The following is a 22,708-nucleotide window of genomic DNA, read 5'->3' as shown; positions in this document are numbered from 1 at the left end:
TAGCCGCGCCGGACGGAGCGGGGTGGGGCTCGAGCGGGGCGTCGTTATGATCACCGGCGTGATCTTCAAGCGGGTGGGCGACGGCCGGCCCTACCCCGACCACGGGCTCGACTCGCGCGGCTGGGCCGACCTGCCCCCGCGCCAGGTGCGCCTCGACGAGCTGGTGACCACCAAGGACACCCTGCGGCTCGACACCCTGCTCGACGAGGACTCCACGTTCTACGGTGACCTCTTCGCCCACGTCGTGCAGTGGCAGGGCGACCTCTACCTCGAGGACGGCCTGCACCGCGCCCTGCGCGCGGCGCTCCAGCAGCGCAGCGTGCTGCACGCTCGCGTCCACCTGGCGGATGGCTGATGACGGGTGCCGTGAAGTCCGCGCTCACCCTCGGCGTGCTGACGCTGCTGGTGGTCGTCGCCGCGGTGTGGGGCTGGGCCGCGCTCACCGAGCCGCTCCCGCGGGAGGAGCCGGTCGCCATCTGCGAGGACACCGCAGTCACCGCCGGTTCGGAGGTGCGCCGCGACCAGGTCGTGGTCAGCGTCTTCAACGGCAGCGGCCGCAGCGGCCTGGCCGGAGCGACCAGCGCCCAGCTCGCGGAGCGCGGCTTCGTCGAGGGCGACGTCGGCGACTCCCCGCTCCCCGCCGCCACCACCCAGATCTGGGCGGCCGAGCCGAAGAACCCGGCGGTCCTGCTCGTCAAGCGGCAGTTCAGGGGAGCCCAGGTCGTGCAGGGTGAGGCGCTGGGCCCGGGCGTCGTCGTCGTGGTCGGCGAGGAGTTCAAGTCGCTGCGCAAGAAGCAGGTCGAGTCCGTCGTCGCCAAGGCCGACGCGACCTACTGCCGGGCCACCGGCTCGGAGTAGACCCCGACCTCAGTCGCGCTCGCGCCGCGAGGGGTCACCGATCCACTGCGCGAGCCGCCCGTTCGCCGAGACCTGCCGCATCCGCGCCTCGGTCGCCTCGCGCAGCTTCCGGGGCGTGACGACCACGAGGTCGTCGCCGTGGCGCAGGACCGTACGCAGCTCCGGCACCAGCACGTTGCCCCCGCGGATCACCAGCGAGACCGAGGCCCCCTGCGGCAGCCGCAGCTCCCCGACCTCGACACCGTGCATCTTCGACGTGGGCGCGATGGTGACCTGGAGCAGGTCGGCGTCCACCCGGTCGAGCGGGGCGGCCTCGACGTCGAGGCCGCGCGGCTCGGAGCGCCGCGCGATCCGCAGCCGGCGCGCCACCCACGGCAGGGTCGGGCCGGTGAGCAGCGTGTAGACCACGACCATCACGAAGACGATGTCGAAGAGGTCGTCGGCACCGTCGACGCCTTCGGAGAGCGGGATGGTGGCCAGCACGATCGGCACCGCACCGCGCAGCCCGGCCCAGGAGATGAAGGCCAGGTCGCGCGGGGCCATCGGCTGCGCGATGCTGCTGACGAACACCGACAGGGGTCTCGCGACCAGCGTGAGCACGAGCCCGGTGACGAGGGCCTGGAAGACCGTGTCGAGGTCGATGCGCGAGGGCGAGAGCAGCAGGCCCAGCATCACGAAGAGGCCGATCTGGGCGAGCCAGGCGACGCCCTCGGCGAAGGAGCGGGTCGCGACGCGGTGCGGGAGCTCGCTGTTGCCCAGGATGAGGGCGGCGACGTAGATCGCGGCGAAGCCGGAGGCGTGCAGCGCGGACGAGGCGCCGTACGCCGTGAACGCCAGGCACAGCACGGCCAGCGGGTAGAGGCCGGAGGACGGCAGCGCCACCCGCCGCATGAGCCACGCGCCCGCGACACCGCAGGCCACTCCCACGAGCCCGCCGGCGATGAGCTCGAAGACGATGATGCCCGCCGTCTCGGCCAACCCTGCCTCGCCGACGGCGCCCGTGGAGATGATCCCCACGAGCACGACGGTCGGTGCGTCGTTGAGACCCGACTCCGCCTCGAGCGCGCCGGTCAGACGCTTGGGCAGCGGCAGCGCCCGGAGGACCGAGAACACCGCCGCGGCGTCGGTGGGCGAGCAGATCGCGCCGAGCAGGATGGCCAGCTCCCACGGCAGGCCGAGGAGGTAGTGGGTTCCGGCGGCCACGACAGCGACCGACACCGCGACCCCGACCGTCGCCAGTGACAGACCGAGCCGGATGCTCGGGCGCACCTGTCGCCAGTCGGTGGTGAGCCCACCCTCGGCCAGGATCACCGCCAGCGCCCCGAACCCCAGCGCGTGCGCGAGCTGGGCGTCGTCGAAGGGGATCCCGAAGGGACCGCCCTCGCCCAGCACGACACCGATCAGGAGGTAGATCAGCAGTGACGGCAGACCGGCCCCGGCCGAGACCCGCACCGCGAGGATCGCCGCCAGCGTCACGACCGCGCCGACCAGCACGAACAGGTCGAGCTGGTGGACGTCGAAGGTCATGCACACCTCTGTCACGGCGGGCGGCGGGAGGCGGGTCGGGCCTGCACCCGATCCTATCGGGCGGAGCGGGTCCGACGGGCCGCGTCCCAGTGCCCTCGCGCGGTGGAAGAATGCTCCCTCGTCCACGTGGGAACGTTTGGGCAGGCCGCCTCTCGGGTAGTCGTCCACCGACGAAAGGGTGTGATCGATGTACGGCGACTCCGCTGCGGGCCGCAAGCGCGTCGCGCAGCTGCGCGAGCAGAGCGGTGACATCCGGGCCCTCGCCCAGCGCCTCGTGTCGCAGGCCGAGGCCGTGCCGTGGCACGGCAAGGCCGCCGACGCGATGCGCGAGCGCATCAAGGACCGCGCCAACCACCTCCGCACGGCCGCCGCCCACCACGAGACCGCGGCCGACTCTCTCGCCCGCCACCTCGTCGAGGTCGACTCCCTCAAGGAGGCGATCGAGACCCGCGCGCACAAGGCGACCTCGCTCGTCGAGGACGCCCGCACCCGCGCCGCCGGGGCCGACCCCGCGGCGGTCCCCGACGACGCCGAGACCGCGCTCCTCGCCTTCGACCCCCCTCCGGCCGGTCACCGGGACTGGCTCGCCGTCGACCTCCCGGGCCTCTGACATGGTGACCATCGACCTCACGAGCCCGCCCCCGGTGCCGGCGTCCTTCCTCGACGGCCTCGCCCGGCGGCTCGCCCTCACCCTGCCCGAGCTGCGTGTGGTCGCCGAGCTCGCCGGCGGAGCGCCGCTCCCGTTCGACCTCCAGCCCGCGGAGGCCACCGACGCGGGCTCGCTCTCCGGGCGCCTGGGGCAGAGCCGCGGCTCGGCGGAGGACTCGGCGTACGCCGACGCGCTCGGCACCCTCCACGACCCGCACGACACCCTCCGACGGCGCGGCCTGCTCACCGACGAGGGCGCCGACCCGGGCGTCGTCGGCGCGGTCGGCCTGCTCGCGACGCCGCGCCTCGCCCTCGACGTCGACGTGGCCGCCGGCGCCACCCAGGTCAAGGCGTGGCACCGCCAGGCCGGTGACGCGGTGGCGAGCCTGTCCACGTGCGACGGCATCGTCTTCGAGCTGGCGTGGTTCCCCGTCACGCAGTGGACCACCGAGCTCGCGCGCGTGACCGCGGTGCCCGAGGACCTGCCGCTGACCACCTCGCAGGTGCCGACCCGGCTCGACGTGCCCTACGCACTGGCCGACTCGGTCGGCGAGGCGCTGCGGTCGGGTCGCTCCGACCTTGTCCCGGTGCTGGTCGGCCATGCCGACGGTGCCGTGCTCGCCGACGGCGAGGAGCTGGGTGACGCCGAGGCGGCCGCCGCGGTCTCCGCCGTGCACGCCGAGGGCCGCGGCCGGCTGCGCATCCTGGCCGCCGAGGTGTCCGAGCGCGCCACCACCGCCGTGGGCGTGGTCTCGTGGGTGCTGCTCAAGGACGGCTGGCACTCCCTCACCCCGCGCCACGACGACGGCGCGCGCGTCTCGGTCGCCCGCGTCGACCCCGACGCCCTCGCCACCGAGCTCGCCCCCGTGCTCGCGCAGGTCCTGGTCCGCGAGGAGCCCACCGATGAGTGACCTCGACATCCCCCGCACCCACAGCGCCGGCGACGACTCCTCGGCGGCCGTCGCCGCCGACAAGTACGACCAGATGCTGGCGCTCGCCGACCTCTTCGACGCCTCGGGCAACGAGATGCGCACCCGGGCCCGCCTGGGCGCCGAGATCCTGCGCGACGACGACGTCGTCGACTCCGGGCCGCTCTCCCCCGCCACCTGGGGCCAGGCCGAGGAGGACGTCCGGGCCGCCACCACCGGCAAGCACGGGTTGCTCACCCGCTCGGTCGAGCTCGACGCCGACGCGCTCGTCGTACGCGCCACGGTGCTGACCTACCGCTGGATCGACGAGCTCCAGCAGGCCGCCTACAAGACGCTCGGGTCGATCGCGGGCCGCGCCATCGGCTACCTCGCCCCCGAGGTGGCGCTGGGCGGCGCGATCGTCAGCGCCGGCCTGATCGAGAGCGACACGCTCGACCGCGACGGCGTCACCGCCTACCTGAGCGAGCTCGCCGAGAGCAACCCGGACCTGATGGAGCACCTCTCGGGCGGCGGTGGTCTGCTCGACGGACTCCACATGCGCTCGCTGCTCACCGCGGGCGTGCTGTCCTCCGACCAGGGCGCGGCCGCTGCGCGCGGCGGCCTGCGAGCGATCGGCGTCGACCCGTTCCCGACCGACGCCGTGTCGGCCCTCCGCGACTCGGCGGGGTCCTTCGTCGAGGTCGAGGAGGCCGAGCCCGAGGTGGGCACGGACACCGCCCGCGCACCGCGCTCCCTCGAGGAGCTGATGGCCAACCTGGTCGCCGAGGACCGCCGGATCAGCGTCCAGCGCGTGGGCACGGGCCGCTACATCGCCTACCTGCCGGGCTCGCTGGGCGCGGAGTCCGGTCGCCTCCGACTCGTCGGCGCGGACCCGACCACGTCGGCCGGCCAGGTCGTGCGCGCGATCGAGAAGGCGGTGACCGAGGACGACGCGCGCGTCATGCTCGTCGGGTCCGCCGCCGGCGGCACCGTCGCCGCCGAGATCGCGGCGAGCCTCTTCTCCTCGCGCTTCGTGGTCGACCAGGTCGTCACCGCCGGCGCGCCCTCGGCGCAGGTGCCCCGGATCCCCGACGCCGTGCGCATGCTGTCGCTGGAGGACCGGGGCGACCCCGTCGCCCTCCTCGGCTCGCTGATCAACGCGCGCACGACCAACCGCCTCACGGTGGTCTTCGACAGTGGTGACCGCGACGGCGCCCACGTCTACGTCGCCGGCGCCCGGGCCGCCGACAGCGCCCAGCACCCCGAGCTCAGGGCCGAGATCTCCCGACTGCAGGGGCTCGGCTACCTCGCCGGCTGAACGACCCTCACGCGATCTCGTGCACGAACTCGCCGAGCTGGGCGAGGTTGCGGCACTCCACCATCGGCACGATCGCGCCGTACTGGTCGGCCGCGCTGTCGCCGGTGCCCCAGTGCCGCGGGTGCTCGGGGTTGAGCCACCACGCGTGCCGGGCCCGCCCCGCGAGGTCGGCGAGCACCGGCAGCGCGAGGTCGCTGTAGTTGGAGCGCCCGTCGCCGAGGACCAGCAGGGACGACCGCGGTCCGATCGCGTCGGGGTGCTCCTCGGCGAAGCGGGTCAATGCCCGTCCGTAGTTGGTGCGGCCGAACATCGCGGCCTGCGACATGCTCGCTGCCAGTGACTCCATCACCTCGGCGACGTCGGCGCCGGGGCGGAACACGTCGCTGACCTCGGCCACGTCGTCGACGAAGGTGAAGGCCCGCACGCCGCTGAAGGCCTCCCGCAGCGCGAAGACCAGCATCAGGGTGAACTGCGCGAAGTTGGCGACCGACCCGCTGACGTCGCACAGCACCACGAGCTCGGTGCGGTGCGGGCGCCGCGGACGGTGGTGGGTGGTCAGCGGCACCCCGCCGGTGGCGATCGAGGCGCGCACGGTGCGGCGTACGTCGAGGGGGCCGCGACGGCGGGCGTGCTGCTCCTTGGTGAGCCGGGCGGCCAGGCGCCGGGCGAGGGGGTAGACCTCGCGGCGCATCTCCTCCAGGTCGCTGCGCCGGGCGGCGGTGAAGTCGAGGCGGTCGATCGTCGGGCGGACGGTCACGCCCGCGACGTGCTCGGGGCCCTTCTCCTCGGCGATGCGCCGACGGGCGTCGCCCTCCACCATCCGCGTGAAGTCCCCGATGCGCCGTCCCGCGGTGCGCTGGGCCCGCTCGGCGTCGAGGCCGTCGGCGAGGAGCCCCTGCACGAGGCGGTCGACCAGCTCGGCGGGCGAGACCCGCTGGAGGGAGGTGTACGCCGACCAGCTCGACAGCCCCGGGCCACGCCCGGGCATCGCCCCGAAGCGTGCGACCGCCTCCGCTGCAAGGTCCTGCAACGCCTGCTGGTCGCCGGAGACCAGCGCCTCGGCGAGGGCCTCGCGGAAGCGCTCGAGGTCCGGACCGGTGTCGCGCGGACCGGCATCCGGCCCCGGGGCGTCACCGTCGTCACCGTCGCGCTCGCGCGCGACACCGTCGCCGACGAGCCGCGGGTAGTAGATGTCGAAGACCGCGTCGAAGGTCACCCGCTGCGGCTGGCGCTTGACCAGCGTCGCGGCGTACGCCGCCCGCACGGTCTCGCGGTCGTGCCAGCTGACCTGCTCCAGCGCGCTGATCGCGTCGAGCCCCTCGGCGAGGGACACCGACAGCCCGGCGGCGCGCAGCGCCTCCACGAAGCCGATGTGGGTGTCGAGCAGGCTCACCTCGGATCAGGCCGTCGCCAGCTTGAGCTCCTTGACCGCGCGGCGCTGGTCGGAGGCGTGCTTGAGCACGACGCCGAGGGTGCGCGCGACCGTGGCCTCGTCGAGGTCGCCGATCTGCAGCGCGATCAGCGTGCGGGCCCAGTCGACGGACTCCGCGATCGAGGGGGCCTTCTTCAGCTCGAGCTCACGCAGCCGCACGACCACGTCGACGAGCTGCGCGGCCACCTTGTCGTCGAGGCCCGGCACCTGGGAGGTGACGATCGCCCGCTCACGCTCGGCGTCCGGGTAGTCGAGGTGCAGGAACAGGCAGCGGCGCTTCACCGCCTCCGACAGCTCGCGGCTGGCGTTGGAGGTCAGCACCACGAAGGGGCGCCGGGTCGCCGTGACCGTGCCGAGCTCGGGGATGGTGACCTGGAAGTCGCTCAGCACCTCCAGCAGCAGGCCCTCGACCTCGATGTCGGTCTTGTCGACCTCGTCGACGAGCAGGACCGTCGGCTCCTCGCGCCGGATCGCGCTCAGCAGCGGCCGGGTGAGCAGGAACTCCTCGGTGAAGATGTCGTCGTGGGTCTCGCTCCAGCTGTCCTGCCTCGATCCTCGGCCGCTGCTGGCCTGGATGCGGAGCAGCTGCTTCTTGTAGTTCCACTCGTAGAGCGCCCGTGCCTCGTCGAGGCCCTCGTAGCACTGCAGCCGCACCAGCTCCGCACCCGTCGCGCGCGCGACCGCCTTCGCGAGCTCGGTCTTGCCGACCCCGGCCGGGCCCTCGACGAGCAGCGGCTTCTCCAGAGCACCCGCAAGGTACGCCGTCAGCGCGGTGGCGTCGTCGGTGAGGTAGCCAGCCTCGCGCAGGCGGGTGGCGGCGTCGGCGGGAGAGGCGAACCAGGTCACCCGGCGCAGCCTACCGTCGTGGCTTCGGGTTGCAGGCGGGCTCTGCTGAGGTTCAGGCGGCCTCTGCTGAGTCCCTTCGCTGCGCGAAGGGACTCAGCAGAGGGGGCGGGATTCGAACCCGCGGTAGGTCTCCCTACGACCGCTTTCAAGGCGGTTCCGATCGGCCGCTCCGGCACCCCTCCTCGCGCGGCGTCGCGACGCCGCACACCGCGGGACTCTACCCAACTGCGGCGCTCGACCACCCGGGGGACGACCCGGCGGGCCGCGTGGGAAAATCGGTGCGTGACGACCGACACCGCCACCGTGCACCGCCTCGCCCCCGCCGTCACGGCGCGCCTGCTGGGCGTGGTGCTGTGCGCCGTCGCGGTGCTCATCCTCGTCAGCACGCTGCTGATCGCGGTGCTCGACCTCCACACGGTCTTCCTGCTGGTGCCCGTCGTGATCACCATCGCCGCGCTGGTGGCCTGCTGGTGGTTGTGGCGTGAGAAGGGCTGGGTCGTGAAGCTCACCGCGGAGGGCTACCGGGTCCAGTGGGTGCGGGGCGTCGGCGCCGCGTCGGCGCGGTGGAAGGACGTCGAGGACGCGGTCACCACGACCCTCCTCGAAGCGCCGGTGGTGGTGCTGCGGCTGCGCGACGGACGGACGACCACCATCCCCGTGGAGATGCTCGCGACGGACCGCGAGGCGTTCGCCCGCGACCTCCGCGAACACCTCCAGCGCGGTCAGGGACTGCGGAACTTCTGACCTGATTCGGCGCAGGCACCCTGCGCCTTGTAGCCTTCTGTGCGCTCGACCATTGGTCGGGCATGGAGGCGTCGCCTAGTCCGGTCTATGGCGCCCGCCTGCTAAGCGGGTTTGGGGCTAAAACCCCATCGAGGGTTCAAATCCCTCCGCCTCCGCCCAGGGGTCGGCCCCCTCCGTCGCGAGGGGGCCGACACGCGGCCCTCCCTCTTTTGCAGGATCCTGCAATGCACAGACCTGCAGTCCGTTCGGTGGGACGCCACCGCGGACAGTGGGTGAGAATGGTCTGGTCATCCCCTGTGACAACGTGACATGAGTAAGGTGAAAGCAATGACCCCAGTACGCCGCATCGCAGCAGCAGCCCTCGTGGCCGCTCTCGGACTCGGTTTCGCCGTCGTTCCGATGGGCGCCGCCAGCGCCGGCATCGACACCACGTGGGGCGGCCGGGTCGCAGCTCACAAGTAAGCCAGCCGTGCCATGATGGGCACGCAGTGAAGAGCCGGGACACGGACCCCTCAACCCCCCACGAGTTCTGGTCCGGAAGGCCTCCCCCACAGGCCAGTCCTGGCAGCAAGGGCAGCGACCTCGGTCGCTGCCCTTGCCTCATTTCGCGGCCCGTCCCTACCTCTTCGGGGACTCGTCGGTCTCCCGGCCCGAGATCCCCCGCTTGCCCATCTCGTAGCCGAGCTGGAAGCGGGTCTCCACCTCGAACTCGTTCTTCAGGTCCGCCACGTAGCCGGCGTACGTCCGGGGGCTGACGCCGAGGCGCTTCGCGCCCGCCGGGTCGGCCCGGCCCTCCAGGAGCATCCGGATGGTCATCGCGCGCTGCTCGGCGGCGATGTCGCGCATCAGGGAGGTCTCGCTGCTGGTGAAGGGCCGCGCCCGCTCCCAGTGGCGCTCGAACATGTCGACGAGGTAGCCCACCATCGAGCGGTCGCTGATCACCATGGCGGCGTTCATCCCCTCGTGGCTCGGGATGATCGCGATGCGCTGGTCGACGACGATGAGGCGGTTGAAGAACTCGTCGAGGGTGCGGACCTCGGCGCCCGCGGCGGTCACCGCGGCGACGTACTTGCGGGTGTCGGTGCCGCGGCGGGCCGCGTGCTGGTAGAGGGTGCGCATCTTGACGCCGCGCTTGAGGGCGGCGATCTCGCGGGCGCCGGCCTCGCCGAGCTGCTTGACCCCGCGGCGGTCCTGCGGCTGCGCGGTGAGCAGCTCGACCTCGGCGTCACTGACCAGGGAGGCGAGGAAGTTGCCGATGGTCGCGAGGCCACGGATCTCCGCGAAGGGGCCGCCGACGGCGCTGGGCGAGCGACGCCAGGCGTGGGACAGGGTGCTGAAGGCCTGTGCCCAGTGGGCGGACTCCGCGATCAGCTCGGCGCCCTGCTGGCCCAGCGGCGCCACCACGCGCGCCTGGACGGCCGCCGGGTCCACGGCGCGCCAGTAGGCCTCGTCGTCGCTCCTGACGACCAGGCCGACCTCCACGAGGAGCTCGAAGGCTCGCTTGAGCTCGCCGCGCCGGCCGATGCGCTCGTCGGTGGCGGTGATCCCGCCGGAGCTCACGATCTCCTCGTAGAGCGGGGTGGCCTGCTCCTCGAAGATCGCGCGCTCGTGCTGCCCCAAGGGCATGCCACACCTCCCGATCACCCCCGACACCAGTGAGGTGATCGTGCCACACGAGCACCAGTGACCTCCCCGGAACGCGTCCAGAGCTGCCACGACCCGCCGCACCGGGAGACCGGTGGGCGGGTCGAGGCGTACGACGCGGTTGGGTCAGGCCCCGAGGCGCGCCTTCAACGTGTCGAGCTCGCTCCAGAGCACGGCGGGCAGGTCGTCGCCGAACTTCTCGAACCACTCCTCGATCTGGGGGATCTCGGCCTTCCACTCCTCCGCGTCGACCGCGAGCGCCTGGGCGAGCTGGTCGTCGGTGAGGCCGAGGCCGTCGACGTCGAGCGACCCCGGCGCCGGCACGTGGCCGATGGGGGTCTCGACCGCGGCGGCCTGGCCGTCGATGCGCTCGATGACCCACTTGAGCACGCGGCTGTTCTCACCGAAGCCGGGCCACAGGAAGTCACCGTCGTCGGAGCGGCGGAACCAGTTGACGTAGAAGATCTTCGGCAGCTTGGCGGCGTCGTTGTCCTTGCCGATGCCGACCCAGTGGCCGAAGTAGTCGCCGGCGTTGTAGCCGATGAAGGGCAGCATCGCCATCGGGTCGCGGCGCACCACGCCGACCGCGCCCACGGCCGCGGCGGTGGTCTCCGAGGAGAGCGTGGCGCCCATGAAGGTGCCGTGGTTCCAGTCGCGCGCCTCGGTCACGAGCGGGATCGTGGTCTTGCGGCGACCGCCGAAGAGGATCGCGTCGATCGGCACGCCGCGCGGGTCGTCGTACTCGTCGGCGAGGATCGAGCACTGCTTGATCGGGGTGCAGTAGCGGCTGTTGGCGTGGCTGGAGAGCTCACCGGTCTCCTCGGCGATCTCCGGGGTCCAGCGCTCGCCCTTCCAGCTCGTGGCCTCGGCGGGCGTGTTCTCCAGGCCCTCCCACCACACGTTGCCGTCGGGGGTCAGCGCGACGTTGGTGAAGACCGAGTTGCCCTTGCGGATGGTCTCCATCGCGTGCGGGTTCGTGTGCTCGTTGGTGCCCGGCGCGACGCCGAAGAAGCCGAACTCGGGGTTGACCGCCCAGAGGCGTCCGTCCTCACCGACCCGCATCCAGGCGATGTCGTCACCGATCGCCTCGACGGTCCAGCCGGGGATGGTCGGCTTGAGCATCGCCAGGTTGGTCTTGCCGCACGCGCTCGGGAAGGCCGCGGCGACGTACTTGGTCACGCCCTGCGGCGAGGTGAGCTTGAGGATGAGCATGTGCTCGGCCAGCCAGCCCTCGTCGCGCGCCATCACCGAGGCGATGCGCAGCGCGTAGCACTTCTTGCCGAGCAGGGCGTTGCCGCCGTAGCCCGAGCCGAAGCTCCAGATCATCCGCTCCTCGGGGAACTGGACGATGTACTTGGTGTCGTTGCAGGGCCACGCGACGTCGTCCTGGCCGGGCTCGAGCGGCATGCCGACCGAGTGCAGCGCCGGCACCCACTGCGGGTCGCGGCCCGCGGCGTCGAGCTCCTCGATGCGGGCGAGGACGTCGCTGCCCATGCGGGCCATGACGCGCATGGAGACGGTGACGTACGCCGAGTCGGTGACCTCGACGCCGAACATCGGCTGCTCAGCCTCGAGGTGGCCCATCACGAACGGGATGACGTACATCGTGCGGCCCCGCATGCAGCCGGCGTAGAGCCCGCGCATGAGGTCCTTCATCTTGGCCGGGTCCATCCAGTTGTTGGTGGGGCCGGCGTCGCGCTCGTCGACCGAGCAGATGTAGGTGCGGTCCTCGACCCGGGCGACGTCGGTCGGGTCGGAGGCGGCGTGGAACGAGTTGGGCATGACGTCGGGGTTCAGGCGGGTGAACGTCCCGGTCGCCTCGAGGGAGGCGGTGAGCTGGGCCCACTCCTCGTCGGAGCCGGTGCACCAGTGGATGGTGTCGGGCTGGGTGAGCTCGGCGATCTCGGTGACCCAGGCGAGGATGCCCTCGTGGGTCGTCGGCGGAGTCGTCTGGGTGTCGATGGTGGCGGTCATGCCCGTTCCTTCAGCGTTCGTCGCGGTTCGCGCGGCCTCGTTGTCGGCGACTTTTTCCGGACGCTAGCGCTTGTGAAAGCGAGCACGTATTGGATCGGTCTAAGGGTTGTGACGTGGATCTCGCTACCCACGCGTATGCCCCGGGCGCGGCTGGGCAGCGCTGCCGCTGGGTCAGATCGGCGCGTCGGGGTGGATGCTGCGGGTCTCCGCCCGGCGGTTGCGGGTGCTGAGCCAGTCGCTGACGTAGACCTTCGGCAGCATCTTGGCCACCGACAGCGTCACGTAGACGATCGTGTTGATCGCCACGAAGGCGGCGAGCACCGCGATGGCCTCGTGGCGCAGGATGCTGTCCGGCAGGAGCACCCCCATGGGGACCAGCCCCGACGTGACCGTGCCCAGCACGTCAGACCCCCGTCCGTGCGGCGGTGTCGGGCTGGACGACGTGCTTCCAGTCGGCCTGGCGCGCCAGCGTCAGGTCCCACACGCCCTTGAGGTAGACCACATTGAGGAACATCGCGTAGCCGAGCTCGGGGAACAGCGAGAGTGCCAGCAGGCGCGCTCGCCACCCGCCGCGCCAGACGGTGACGACCCGCTCGAGGGTGAAGACGAGGCCGATCCCGATCCAGAACGGGAACCACACCCAGCTCGACGTGGCCAGCACCATCAGCAGGATGAGCAGCAGGTAGGCGGCGAGCGCGATCACGCCGTAGCCGATGCCGAGCTGCTGCATCCAGTAGCGGAAGGTCTGCGGCCTCATCCCGTAGGCGCCGAGGTTCTCCAGGGCACCGCGCTGCCAGCGCAGGCGCTGGGCCCACAACCCGCTCCACGACGGCATCACCTCGGTGACGACGGTGCACTCGCGCGGGGAGACCATCAGCGCGCCGAGCGTCTTCAGCGCGATCGTGAGCTCGTTGTCCTCGGTGAGGGCCACCGTGTCGTAGACGTCGCCGGGCACTCCCGGCAGGAGCTTGCCGCGCTCCTCGGCCACCGCGCGCAGGGCACGCGGGCGGAAGACCGACGCCGTCCCGGTGAGCACGAAGACCCGTCCGCGGCGCCGGCGCAGGTCGCGCTGGTAGCGCGTGTACTCGTTGCGCTGGAACTGCCCGATGAGGCCGAAGCCGTCCTCGCCGTAGAAGAGGCCGCCGACCGCCATCAGGGCGCGGTCGTCGGTGAGGCGGCGGGTGGCACCGGCGAGGAAGCCGGGGTCGAGGGTGGTGTCGGCGTCCATGATCATCACGCAGTCGTTGTCCCCCTGGGCGGGAAGGAGGTCGCGCAGCGCCTGGTTGAGCCCGCCGGCCTTCTTGTGCCGGTTGGCCACGGTCTCGAACACCTCGACGCCGGCCTCGCGCGCCAGGCGTACGGTCCCGTCGGTGCAGTTGTCGGCGACCACCACGATCCGCGCGGGCGGGGGCTCCTGGGCAAGCAGGGAGGCGAGCGTCTCCGCGATGCAGCTCTCCTCGTTGTGGGCCGGGATGAGGACCGTGATCGTGACGGGGCCGGCGAAGTGCCCGCGCGTCTCGGCCATCACCAGCCTCGGCGCCAGCGGCATCCGGTTGCCGTCCTCGCTGCGGCGTGCTCGCGTGAGCAGACGACGCTCGAGCCCGGCGACCGCGGCGGCCAGCAGCAGTGCGACGCCGACCGCTGCGAGGAGGACGCGGGGCGCGGGCATCTCGGTGTCGTAGAAGACGCGCCAGATGCCGAACAGCACCCCCTCACTGGGGGCGCGCCCCCTCTCGGGGGCACCGGCGGCGACGGCGAGCCAGAGGGCGACCGCCCCCAGCGCGGCGGTCCCGACGATCGCCAGTCCCACGGACCTCTGCAACCACTGCACGCGACCTGCTCCCCCCTCCTGTGCCATGGGTGGCCGCGCTCAGTCCCCGGCCACAGCGGGCACGGGTGCGGGCACGAGCAGGAACTCCTCGATGAAGACGTCCATCGGCACGGGCTTGCCGATCAGGAACCCCTGGGCGTAGTCGACGCCCTCGGCCCGGACCACCTCGAGGATCTCGGGGTCGGAGACGAACTCGGCCACCGTCTGCTTGCCGAGGTCGCGGGCGATGCCGACGATCGAGCGCACGATCGTGCGGTCCACCGACGAGCGGTGCACGTGCGCGACGAACTCGCCGTCGATCTTCACGTAGTCGAAGATCAGGTGCTTGAGGTAGTAGAACGAGCCGAAGCCAGCGCCGAAGTCGTCGAGGGCGAACCGGCACCCGAGCGCCGCCATCCGCTCGGCGAACTCGCGGGCCAGGGCCACGTCGGCCACGGCGGAGGTCTCGGTGATCTCCAGGATCAGCGCGTGCGGGTCGACCTCGAAGCGCTGGAGCGCCGACAGGATGGTCTGCTCGACGGCGGGGTCTCCCATGGACGCCCCGGAGATGTTCACCTCCAGGCAGAAGTCCGGCACGATCTGGCGCAGCTGCGCCAGCATCTCGAGGCTGCGGTCGAGCACCCAGCGGTCGACCCTCGGCATGAGACCGGCGCGCTCGGCGATGTAGACGAAGCGGCCGGGCGGCACGAGCTCGCCGTCGTCGCCGCGGAGCCGCAGGAGCACCTCGGCCGAGTCGATGCGGCCGGTCTTCATGTCCATGATGGGCTGGAAGTGGAGCGCGAAGCGGTCGTGCTCCAACGCCTCCTCGATCCGCGCCTGCCACTGCAGCCGCATCGAGCTGCGCGGGCCGCGGCCCTCCCCCTCGGCGAGGAGCGCGACGCGGTTGCGGCCGGACTCCTTGGCGTCGTACATCGTCATGTCGGCCAGGGCCAGGATGTCGGCGGAGTGCTCGGCGGCCGCCGCGAAGGTGACCGCCCCCACGCTCGCCGAGACGTGACGACGTACGCCGTCGAGGGTCGCCGCGTGGTCGCGGATGCGCTCGACGACGAGGTCGGCGACCCGCTGGGCAGCCGCCTGGTCGGCGTCGGTGAGCATGATGGCGAACTCGTCGCCGCCCACCCGCGCCACGACGTCGGTGGTGCGGATCGAGCGACGCAGCAGTCCCGCGATCGTCACGAGGAGCTGGTCGCCGGCGTTGTGCCCGAGCGAGTCGTTGACCTGCTTGAAGTTGTCGAGGTCCAGCAGCAGCAGGGCTCCGGTGGGACCGTGCCGGCGGCACCGGTCCAGGTGTCGCTCGAGCTCGCTCTCGAAGCGGCGCCTGTTGGCCAGCCCGGTGAGCACGTCGTGGTCGGCGAGGTGGGCGAGCCGGTCGAGGTAGCGACGGCGGTCGGAGACGTCGACGACGTTGACCATCACGATGTCGCCGATCTGCGGGTCCTGGACCACGGTGCTGCTGAGCGCCACGGCGACGTCGTTGCCGCCCGAGTCACGCAGACGGCACTCGGCGTCCATGATCTCGCTGCGGTGGGACATCAGGCGCTCGACGTGGTCCGAGATGGCGTCCTCGCCGGGCGTCTCGAAGCTCGTGAAGGGGTGCCCGACCATGTCCGGCGGCTCGAGGCCGACGATCACGGCCAGGGCGGTGTTGACGCGCACGACCGTTCCCGCCGGGTCGAGCAGGGCGACCCCGTGCGGAGCGTTGTCGAAGAGCCGCTCCACACGCTCGTTCGCCGTCCGGGCACGACGGGTCTCCCGGTCGAGGTCGTGCACGATCCGCTGGACGACGGGGGCGAGCACGAGCGCGACCGTGCTCCACACCGCGGCGCGGCGCCAGTCTCCCCACACGTACTCCGGCGCGCCGATGAGCACGATCGGGAGGAGGAAGACGAGCACCGTCAGGCCGCTCGCCACCCACAGCTCACGGCGCGTGCCGGTGATGGCCAGCCACAGGATGGGCAGCAGGACGCTCGCACTCAGTCCGGACGAGGTGCCCCCCGCCGCGCCTCCCGACGCGTGGTGCACGAGGGCGACGAAGGGGAACATCAGGTACGCCGGCGCCGGGTCGAGCCACGTGCGCTCGGGGCGGCGCACCGCGAGGACGAAGAGGGCCGCGACCGCGACGAGGAGCAGCCCGGCTAACGCGTAGACCCACCACCCGCTGACGTACGGCGGGACCAGGATGACCCCGAGGCACGCCAGCGCCACCGCGGCGAACGGCACCGCCAGCCCTACGCCGGGCTTGCCGTTGCGCAACCACAGCAGCGGGTCCGCGTGTTGCCGAGATCTTGACACGCACTTGATCGTACGTGCGATCTTCGTCCGCCGGGGCCGATTCGGTGGTCAGTCCTCCGCGTCGAGGTCCGCAGCCACCCGGCGGTGCGCCTCCCAGATCTCCTCGGGCATCCGGTCGAACTGCGCGAGGTGCTCCTCGCGGAAGCCCATCTCCTGCTGCCAGCGCTCCTTGTCGATGGTGAGGATGCGCTGGAGGTCGGCGGCCGGGACGTCCATGCCCGCGAGGTCGAGCTCCTCCTCGGTCGGGATGATGCCCACGGCCGTGCGGCGTCCCTCGACCTCGCCGTTCTTCAGCTGCAGGAGCCAGAGCAGCGGACGCAGGTTGTCGCGGTAGCCGGGCCACAGGAAGTGCCCGTCGTCGGGGTCCTTCTGGAACCAGTTGACGTGCGCGAAGATCGGCTGCTCCTTCGCCGCACCGACGACGTCGAGGTAGTGGCGGGCGTAGTCGCCCTCGCCGTAGGCCATGAACGGCCGGTTCGACATCGGGTCGTAGCGCAGCTGGCCGTCGACGCCCTCGGCCGCGAAGGTCGCCTCGGCACCGAGCGTGAGGCCGTCGTAGACACCCTCCGCGAGGTCGGTGATCGCGCGGATCAGCGGCTCACGGTCGCTGGTGCGACCACCGAAGATGATCGCGTCGATCGGCACGCCCGCCGGCACGTCGTAGTCGGGCGCGATGTTGGGGACGTTGGCCAGGGTCGTGGTGAAGCGGCTGTTGGGATGCGCCCACGCGGCCGTGTCGTTGTCCTTGCGGTCGGCCAGCGGTGCGCCGGTCCAGTCGAGCCAGCCCTTGACGTCGGTCGGCGGCTTCGGCGACTTGCCCTCCCACCACACCTCGCCCGTCGTGGGGTTGTGGGCGACGTTGGTGAAGATCGCCCGCGAGCCCTCGTCGATCGAGGCGAGGGCGTTGGGGTTGGTGGTCTCGTTGGTGTCCTTCGCGACGCCGAAGACGCCGTACTCCGGATTCATTCCCATCAGCCGGCCGGACTGCTCGTCGACCCACAGCCACGCGATGTCGTCGCCGTAGAACGACACGTGGTAGCGGTCGCCGAGAGCGTCGGGGGCCGCCATCATCGCGAGGTTGGTCTTGCCGGAGGCGCTGGGGAAGCCGCCGCAGACGTGCCAGGTCTTGCCGGTCTCCTTGTCGTGGATGCCGATGAGCATGTACTGCTCGGCGAGGAACTTCCGGCTCGCCCAGCCGTCGTACGCCCCCTGCCGCAGGCCGTGGGCGATCTTGCCCAGGAGCGCGTTGCCTCCGTAGGAGGAGCCGAAGTGCAGGATCGTGCGCTCGTCGGCGACGGTCACGAAGTAGCGCTGGTCGTCGGGGGTGCCCTGGCCGAGGTTCTCCAGGTCGCCGGTGACGTGGACCGCGCGGACGAAGGAGTCCGGGTCCTCGAGGTCGTTGACGAACTGCACGCCCACGCGGGCCATGCGGATCATGTGGAGCACGACGGTGCGGGTGTCGGTGAGCTCGACGCCGGCGGCCCACGGCTCGAGCGGGTTGCCGGGGGGCGACATCAGGTAGGGGATGACGTACATCGTCTTGCCCTCGGACGCGCCGCGCATCCGGTCGTGGAGCATCGGCTTCATCTCCGAGGCCGGGCGCCAGTTGTTGTAGACCCCGCGGTCCTTCTCGTCGTTCGTCGCGACGATGGTGCGCTCCTCGGAGCGGGCGGTGTCCTTGTAGTAGCTGCGGGAGTAGTAGCGCCCCTCCCCTGCGCGTTGGAGCTCGCCGGCCGCCACGGCCTCCTCGAGGAGACGGGCGTCGTCGGAGGCGTTGACCACCTCGACGTGCTCGGCGCCGGTGAGCTCGGCGTACTCCTTGACGAACTCGCGGACACGGGGGTTGGTCAGCCCGGCTTCGTCCAGGACTGCCTCGAGATCTGCCATCGCGCTCCCTCTCGTCGTGCGACGACCCGTTGTTCGACGTGCCGTCGCGTGTGCGGTGCTAGGCACCCTAGGGCACCGCCTCGCGGACCGGACCGGCCTGCAGGGGTGCTGATTTCACTGGTCCGGAGTACGTCGGCTATCCTCGACCAGTCGTTGCACGCCGGTTGGCTCGCACCGACGGGCGCCTGTAGCTCAACGGATAGAGCATCTGACTACGGATCAGAAGGTTTGGGGTTCGAATCCCTACAGGCGCACAGATCGGAACAGGTCGATGACCTGCACGAACGCCACACGCGAGGCGAGACACCACCCACCACGGTCGCCAGCATCGGCTCAAGAATCGGCCCAAGAACCACCGCAGGTACCACTGGCGGAAGCAGGCGGGTCCCGGCGCACCCAGCCGCACCACTCCCCCTCGGGGTCCGCGTCGCCTGACCGCTCGGAGCCGCTCCGGCGACGTAGGTGCAGTATGGAAACCACAACTCACGCCCCGGACAGCCACGACCCGTCCACCACCGTCACCCTGCTGCTGACCTTGGACGAGGTCGCCAACGAACTACGCTGCGCTCGACGCAGCGTCGAGCGCCAGATCGCCGCGCACCGACTCCGCGTCGTCCACTTCGGAAGGTCGGTGCGAGTCGCGCGCTCCGACCTCGAAGGCTTCATCGACGATCTCCGCTCAGACCATCTCGCAGGACCCGCTGATGGGTAGGCCACGAAAGCCCGCCGCGGCGACGACCTCGTCGGTGTACCTAGGTGCCGATGGTGACTGGCACGGCCGCGTCACCATGGGGAAGCGACCCGACGGCCGCACCGATCGCCGGCATGTTCAACGCCACACGAAGGCCGAGGCCCGTCAAGCCGTCCGCGATCTCGAGCGCCGCCGTGACGCCGGCGAGTACCACTGGATCGCGGCTGACCTCACCCTGGAGAGCTGGCTGAGCCACTGGTTGGAGGTGATCCTCCCGATGACCGTGCGCTGGAAGACACTCTCGACCTACCGCAGCCAGATGAACCGTCACGTCATCGGCACCTTGGGCTCCTGGCGGATGAGCGAGATCGAACCCGAACACCTGGAGGAGCTCTATCGACACCTCACCGCCCAAGGACACTCGACCCACACCGTCCGCGCCGTTCACCGAGTCCTACGATCCGCGTTGAACGAAGCGGTGCGCCGCAGGCGGCTGAGCGTCAACCCGGCCATCATCGCCCGCCCGCCACGCGCGGTGGAGACCGAGATCGAACCTCTCACCATCGAGGAATGCCGCCGCGTCCTCCAGACAGCGCACTCGACCCGCCATCCCGCTCGCTGGTCCGTCGCTCTCTCGCTCGGCCTTCGTCAAGGCGAGGTAATTGGGCTGCTGTGGACGGACGTGGACTTCGACTCAGGGCAACTGCGGGTGCGCAGATCCGTGCAACGGCGTACTTGGTCGCACGGCTGTGGCCTGACGGACGGCCGCGCAGACTGTGGGCGCAAGCGCGGCGCCGAATGCCCGGAGCGTCGCGATGGCGGTTTGCTCCTGGTGGAGCCCAAGACGAGCGCATCCAAGCGCACAGTGGCCCTTCCCGCGCCGTTGACCGCCGAACTCCAGGCACACAAGAACAGGGTGAACAGGCGCAAACTTGCCGCCGGCCCGAGCTGGGACGACACCTGGCCGCTGGTCTTCCCAGCCGACGACGGCGGCCTCATCGACCCTGCCCGCGACCATCGGGAGTGGAAGGCACTCCTCGACAAGGCCGGAGTGCGTGCCGTCCGACTGCACGACGCACGACACACCGCCGCCACCCTGCTTCTGCTGCAGGGCGTGGACATCCGCACCGTGATGGCCATCATGGGGTGGACCGAGATGGCCACCGCCCAGCGCTATCTCCATGCCGTTGACGACCTCCGCCGCCGAGCGGCACAGCAGATGGGTTCCCTGCTGTGGGACACATGCTCGACAATCCCCTGACCCGACCTTCCGCTCGATGATCGAGCGACGACTGGCCGAAAGGCCTGGCCGAGTCGTCGAGGCCCGCAGCCTTCACGCGCAGTCCCGTGGCGAAGAGCCAGTTTGTCCGCCCGAATCTGCGCGGCCTCCCGAGCGTCCGCGACGGCGGCGTCGTGCTGCGGCACGCCCTTCTGAGGGAAATGCAAAGAGTTCGCCCTGAACCTCGCTTCAACATCGTCCACGCGATCGAACCACCTGCGCGCTAGCAGGGGTGACGATCCCGGGTTGACGCTCATGCCACTCGGCGCCCTTGCCAGAGGCGCCCGGGTGTTGTGTCGAGGGTCGAACCCCAACGACCGGCGACGCGACAACTCCAGCGGCCATCGCTGCATCTACGACGGCCTGGCTGGCAGCCCGGAGACCCGCGATGACGGGCGGAGGAGCGTCGACGACTCGCTTGGCGAGGATGGCTTCGGGCGACACCCACACGACGTCGCCGTCCCGAGGCTCGGCGTCGCGACCGGCCTCGATGTCGTTGTGCGCGCGTATGGACATGGCTCGCGCGCGCCCGGTCGGCCCGGGAGTGGTGGCCTTCTCGGCTATCGCGCGCCCGAGCTCGTCGGCGTGCTCGAGGGCGTGGAGCGCGGCCGCTAGGCCCTGGTGGTGGCCGGGCCGCTGGCGATGGTGTCCTGGCAGGCCATGGTGGCGCCGTCGTGGATGAGTTCACGTGTTGCGGCGCGGATCTCGCCGGCGGCCACTAGCAGCTGCGGCGAGGGTCGGACGTTCACCGGCGTGAGGTCGTCCCAGCGGCTACCGAGGTCGCTCCACGCGGCACCGGCTCGGCCGAGAGCAGGCCCGAGCCGCGGTGATGGGTCGAGTTTCCCGCCGGCGGCCGCGGCGTCGACCAGCACCATGGCGGTCGCGGCGATGAGCGCTTGTGTGCGCGTGATCAGGACCATGTTGTCGCGCCAGCCTGGGCACACGAGTCCGCGGTGGGCCTGGACATCCCAGCGGGCCAGGGCTCGAGTGAGCCGGCTGGTGTCAGCCGGCGGAACGCGCTGTTCGCCGTTGAGCAGTGCGGGGAGTCGGCCGTGGGCGGCGAAACCGGCAGCGGCGGCTTCGGCCGCAGCCATCCGGCGTACCCACTCGGTGGTCGGGGCCACGGCGTACGGGGTCTGATCGGCTGGCCTGGCCAGGGGCCGGCGGTTGGCCGAGGCCTGATCGTGACGTGTGCGACCGTGTTGAACCAGTGACACCGTGACCGCGTGCGCGGCGACGTAGAGACTGTGCATGATCCGCGCTCGCGCGGCGTCGAGGTCCTCGCGCCCCGCGTCGCTGAGAGGCACGTGGTCAGCGAACCGCTCGACCAGAGAAGCCGCTTGGTCAAGGGTGTGCGCCATGTCGCCCAGGCGTGGGTCGGGCGCGGTCGGTGGTGGCCATGAGCTTGTCGTCAGCCGCCGGGAAATGCTGTCGCTGATCTGGGCGACGCGCTCGATCGGTGTCGTCGTTACGGCTACAGGCCCCGCAAGACGGGGCAGGGCTCGCCACAGATTGACCGCCGCGGAGACGAGTGCTGGCCAGGCGTGCAGGAGTTGCGCGACGTCGTCCTCCGTGACGTCGATCAACAGCAGCCGCGCATGACGATCGACGTCGAAGAGGAGCTCCCCGACGCTGCGTTGGTCGGTGGTGTGCGTGAGCCGGCCAAGGTCGAAGAGCTCGACGTCGGCGGTGGCGTACATCGCCGGCCCGCCGCTACCAGTCAAGGTGACTGGCCTCGCGGATCAGGTCGCATAGGGCGACAACCAGATCCGAGATCGCCGCCGTCTCGGGCCAGTGCAGCGGCAGAGTCCGGGCGCGATGTTCGGCGTCCCGGAGCAACTGCACCACGGTGCGGTCATCGACGTCGACGAGGACCTGGTAGTCGGTGGGCAACAAGGTGCTCACCTGCGCGTGCACGAGGTAGATCCCCAGCCCCAGGGAGACGCGCGGTTACTCGGTCGCTGCGCCCTGCCAGGTCTGTTCGGAGGCCTGATGCAGCAGCTGGACGATCTCCCCGATCACCTGGTGCGGGTCCTGGACGATGGTGCTGGACACGGTCACGTTGCGGGTTCCTTTCGTTCGGCGCGGATGCCCGATAAACCCACACGGCAGGCCTCTGGCGCTCCTGATGCCACCTGCCTGTGGATAACTGCATCGGTGTCGGCGGTTGGGCACACACTGGTCACCAATACCTACGGAAAGTGACCGCCGGGAGCGGTCAACTCATGGCCAGTCCGACCGCCATCAGCTGGGACACCCGAGAGGAGAGGGTCTCGATGAGGATCGTTTCGACGTCGTTGCTGCGGCTGGTTCGTGCCGGACCGGCCCTGGTGGTGGGCCCATGCTGATCGCCGGGCTGGCCGTCTTCGGCCTATCGAACGTGGTGGCGGCCCTGGCACCGACCGCCGAGGTGATGATCGGCGCACGCGTGGCCAGCGGTATCGGCGCAGCCGTGATCATGCCCATCACCCTGGCCGTCATCACCTCGACCTTCCCGAGGAGCAGCGGGGAGCTGAGGGTGCGTTGCATCGACGGTAGAAGTCCGCGGTACCAGCGCACGGTTGTCCAGGCGACCGCGCTCGAGAACGGACTCGGTGGTCTCGGTGATGTCGAGCAGCACGTCGCCTGGCAGGGCGATGTCGGTGATGTCGATTCGCTCGATCGTCAGGCGCACGGTGTCGTTCATCGCGGGTTGGCGAATTCGATGCCGCAACTGAGCTTGACCCGGGCGAGCCGCTCGACCTCTTCGATGTCGTTGTGTGCGGCGCCCGGCAGGCCAATGGGTCTCCTTGTGGCCACGCATAACGGCAACGAATGGCAGTTGGGTGT

The 22,708-nt window shown here is 71.0% G+C and carries 20 protein-coding genes and 3 tRNA genes; 10 read left to right on the top strand and 13 right to left on the bottom strand.

Annotated elements, in window-relative coordinates; all coding sequences use genetic code 11:
* Window positions 1-58: 58 nt before the first annotated feature.
* Together CFI00_RS01645 and CFI00_RS01640 are read left to right on the top strand one after the other, a co-directional pair.
* Complete coding sequence (locus tag CFI00_RS01645; protein ID WP_207083576.1) at window positions 59-355, top strand: type II toxin-antitoxin system VapB family antitoxin; 297 nt, start codon at window positions 59-61, stop codon at window positions 353-355.
* Window positions 355-858, top strand: coding sequence for a LytR C-terminal domain-containing protein (locus CFI00_RS01640; RefSeq protein ID WP_207083575.1), 504 nt, complete (start codon window positions 355-357; stop codon window positions 856-858). Before CFI00_RS01645 ends, CFI00_RS01640 begins: the two co-directional genes overlap by 1 nt.
* Before the next feature lie 9 nt (window positions 859-867).
* On the opposite strand, the gene CFI00_RS01635 is transcribed toward CFI00_RS01640, so the two are convergent.
* Window positions 868-2,385 carry a potassium/proton antiporter gene (locus CFI00_RS01635; protein WP_207083574.1) on the bottom strand — a complete coding sequence of 506 codons (1,518 nt, stop codon included), beginning with the start codon at window positions 2,383-2,385 and terminating at the stop codon, window positions 868-870.
* A 187-nt stretch (window positions 2,386-2,572) separates the two neighbouring features.
* On the opposite strand from CFI00_RS01635, the gene CFI00_RS01630 reads away from it, so the two are divergent.
* From CFI00_RS01630 to CFI00_RS01620, 3 genes are read left to right on the top strand one after another with little or no spacing between them, the layout of a single operon-like run.
* Entirely contained in the window at window positions 2,573-2,995 is a 423-nt protein-coding gene (locus tag CFI00_RS01630) for a hypothetical protein (RefSeq protein ID WP_207083573.1), read from the top strand.
* A gap of 1 nt (window position 2,996) precedes the next feature.
* A complete protein-coding gene (locus tag CFI00_RS01625; protein ID WP_207083572.1) occupies window positions 2,997-3,944 on the top strand; it encodes a hypothetical protein in 948 nt (315 codons plus the stop codon).
* The gene (locus CFI00_RS01620) at window positions 3,937-5,259 is read left to right on the top strand and encodes a hypothetical protein (RefSeq protein ID WP_207083571.1); all 1,323 of its coding nucleotides are present in this window, start codon (window positions 3,937-3,939) and stop codon (window positions 5,257-5,259) included. Before CFI00_RS01625 ends, CFI00_RS01620 begins: the two co-directional genes overlap by 8 nt.
* A 7-nt stretch (window positions 5,260-5,266) precedes the next feature.
* On the opposite strand, the gene CFI00_RS01615 is transcribed toward CFI00_RS01620, so the two are convergent.
* The 3 genes from CFI00_RS01615 to CFI00_RS01605 form a co-directional block, all read right to left on the bottom strand.
* Window positions 5,267-6,652 (bottom strand): VWA domain-containing protein, encoded by a 1,386-nt coding sequence (locus tag CFI00_RS01615; protein WP_207083570.1) that lies wholly within the window; start codon window positions 6,650-6,652, stop codon window positions 5,267-5,269.
* Window positions 6,653-6,658: 6 nt separating this feature from the next.
* Window positions 6,659-7,537, bottom strand: coding sequence for a MoxR family ATPase (locus CFI00_RS01610; protein ID WP_242532630.1), 879 nt, complete (start codon window positions 7,535-7,537; stop codon window positions 6,659-6,661).
* Window positions 7,538-7,634: 97 nt separating this feature from the next.
* Window positions 7,635-7,719 (bottom strand) — tRNA-Ser (locus tag CFI00_RS01605).
* A 100-nt stretch (window positions 7,720-7,819) separates the two neighbouring features.
* On the opposite strand from CFI00_RS01605, the gene CFI00_RS01600 reads away from it, so the two are divergent.
* From CFI00_RS01600 to CFI00_RS23800, 3 genes are all read left to right on the top strand, one after another.
* Window positions 7,820-8,281, top strand: coding sequence for a hypothetical protein (locus tag CFI00_RS01600; protein ID WP_207083569.1), 462 nt, complete (start codon window positions 7,820-7,822; stop codon window positions 8,279-8,281).
* 64 nt (window positions 8,282-8,345) lie between these two features.
* Window positions 8,346-8,436, top strand: a tRNA-Ser gene (locus CFI00_RS01595).
* 172 nt (window positions 8,437-8,608) lie between these two features.
* A complete protein-coding gene (locus CFI00_RS23800) occupies window positions 8,609-8,743 on the top strand; it encodes a hypothetical protein (RefSeq protein WP_277988342.1) in 135 nt (44 codons plus the stop codon).
* Between the two features lie 156 nt (window positions 8,744-8,899).
* Here the strand turns inward: CFI00_RS23800 and CFI00_RS01590 are convergent, their stop codons facing one another.
* The 6 genes from CFI00_RS01590 to CFI00_RS01565 all read right to left on the bottom strand — a co-directional run bounded on the left by CFI00_RS01590 (window position 8,900) and on the right by CFI00_RS01565 (window position 17,909).
* Window positions 8,900-9,907: a LuxR family transcriptional regulator gene (locus CFI00_RS01590; RefSeq protein ID WP_207083568.1), complete on the bottom strand. Its 1,008-nt coding sequence runs from the start codon at window positions 9,905-9,907 to the stop codon at window positions 8,900-8,902.
* Between the two features lie 144 nt (window positions 9,908-10,051).
* Complete coding sequence (locus CFI00_RS01585; protein ID WP_207083567.1) at window positions 10,052-11,899, bottom strand: phosphoenolpyruvate carboxykinase (GTP); 1,848 nt, start codon at window positions 11,897-11,899, stop codon at window positions 10,052-10,054.
* A 171-nt stretch (window positions 11,900-12,070) separates the two neighbouring features.
* Entirely contained in the window at window positions 12,071-12,301 is a 231-nt protein-coding gene (locus CFI00_RS01580; RefSeq protein ID WP_207083566.1) for a hypothetical protein, read from the bottom strand.
* A 1-nt stretch (window position 12,302) separates the two neighbouring features.
* A complete protein-coding gene (locus tag CFI00_RS01575; RefSeq protein ID WP_207083565.1) occupies window positions 12,303-13,709 on the bottom strand; it encodes a glycosyltransferase family 2 protein in 1,407 nt (468 codons plus the stop codon).
* 60 nt (window positions 13,710-13,769) lie between these two features.
* A complete protein-coding gene (locus CFI00_RS01570) occupies window positions 13,770-16,022 on the bottom strand; it encodes an EAL domain-containing protein (protein WP_207083564.1) in 2,253 nt (750 codons plus the stop codon).
* 48 nt (window positions 16,023-16,070) lie between these two features.
* The gene (locus CFI00_RS01565) at window positions 16,071-17,909 is read right to left on the bottom strand and encodes a phosphoenolpyruvate carboxykinase (GTP) (RefSeq protein WP_207083563.1); all 1,839 of its coding nucleotides are present in this window, start codon (window positions 17,907-17,909) and stop codon (window positions 16,071-16,073) included.
* A gap of 181 nt (window positions 17,910-18,090) precedes the next feature.
* On the opposite strand from CFI00_RS01565, the gene CFI00_RS01560 reads away from it, so the two are divergent.
* Together CFI00_RS01560 and CFI00_RS01550 are read left to right on the top strand one after the other, a co-directional pair.
* Window positions 18,091-18,163 (top strand) — tRNA-Arg (locus tag CFI00_RS01560).
* A 450-nt stretch (window positions 18,164-18,613) separates the two neighbouring features.
* On the top strand, window positions 18,614-19,861 hold the full coding sequence (locus tag CFI00_RS01550) for a site-specific integrase (RefSeq protein ID WP_207083561.1): 1,248 nt from the start codon (window positions 18,614-18,616) through the stop codon (window positions 19,859-19,861).
* A gap of 629 nt (window positions 19,862-20,490) precedes the next feature.
* Here CFI00_RS01550 and CFI00_RS01545 read toward each other — a convergent pair.
* The 3 genes from CFI00_RS01545 to CFI00_RS01535 all read right to left on the bottom strand — a co-directional run bounded on the left by CFI00_RS01545 (window position 20,491) and on the right by CFI00_RS01535 (window position 22,565).
* The gene (locus CFI00_RS01545) at window positions 20,491-21,579 is read right to left on the bottom strand and encodes a hypothetical protein (RefSeq protein WP_207083560.1); all 1,089 of its coding nucleotides are present in this window, start codon (window positions 21,577-21,579) and stop codon (window positions 20,491-20,493) included.
* Between the two features lie 13 nt (window positions 21,580-21,592).
* Window positions 21,593-21,796, bottom strand: a complete 204-nt coding sequence (locus CFI00_RS01540) for a hypothetical protein (RefSeq protein WP_207083559.1) — start codon at window positions 21,794-21,796, stop codon at window positions 21,593-21,595.
* A gap of 454 nt (window positions 21,797-22,250) precedes the next feature.
* Window positions 22,251-22,565 carry a hypothetical protein gene (locus CFI00_RS01535; RefSeq protein WP_207083558.1) on the bottom strand — a complete coding sequence of 105 codons (315 nt, stop codon included), beginning with the start codon at window positions 22,563-22,565 and terminating at the stop codon, window positions 22,251-22,253.
* Between the last annotated feature and the right edge of the window lie 143 nt (window positions 22,566-22,708).

Source organism: Nocardioides sp. S5 (assembly GCF_017310035.1).
In the GTDB taxonomy this organism is placed as follows: domain Bacteria; phylum Actinomycetota; class Actinomycetes; order Propionibacteriales; family Nocardioidaceae; genus Nocardioides.
Note: the sequence above shows the minus strand (reverse complement) of the source record. Positions and strands in the feature narration are given on the sequence as shown.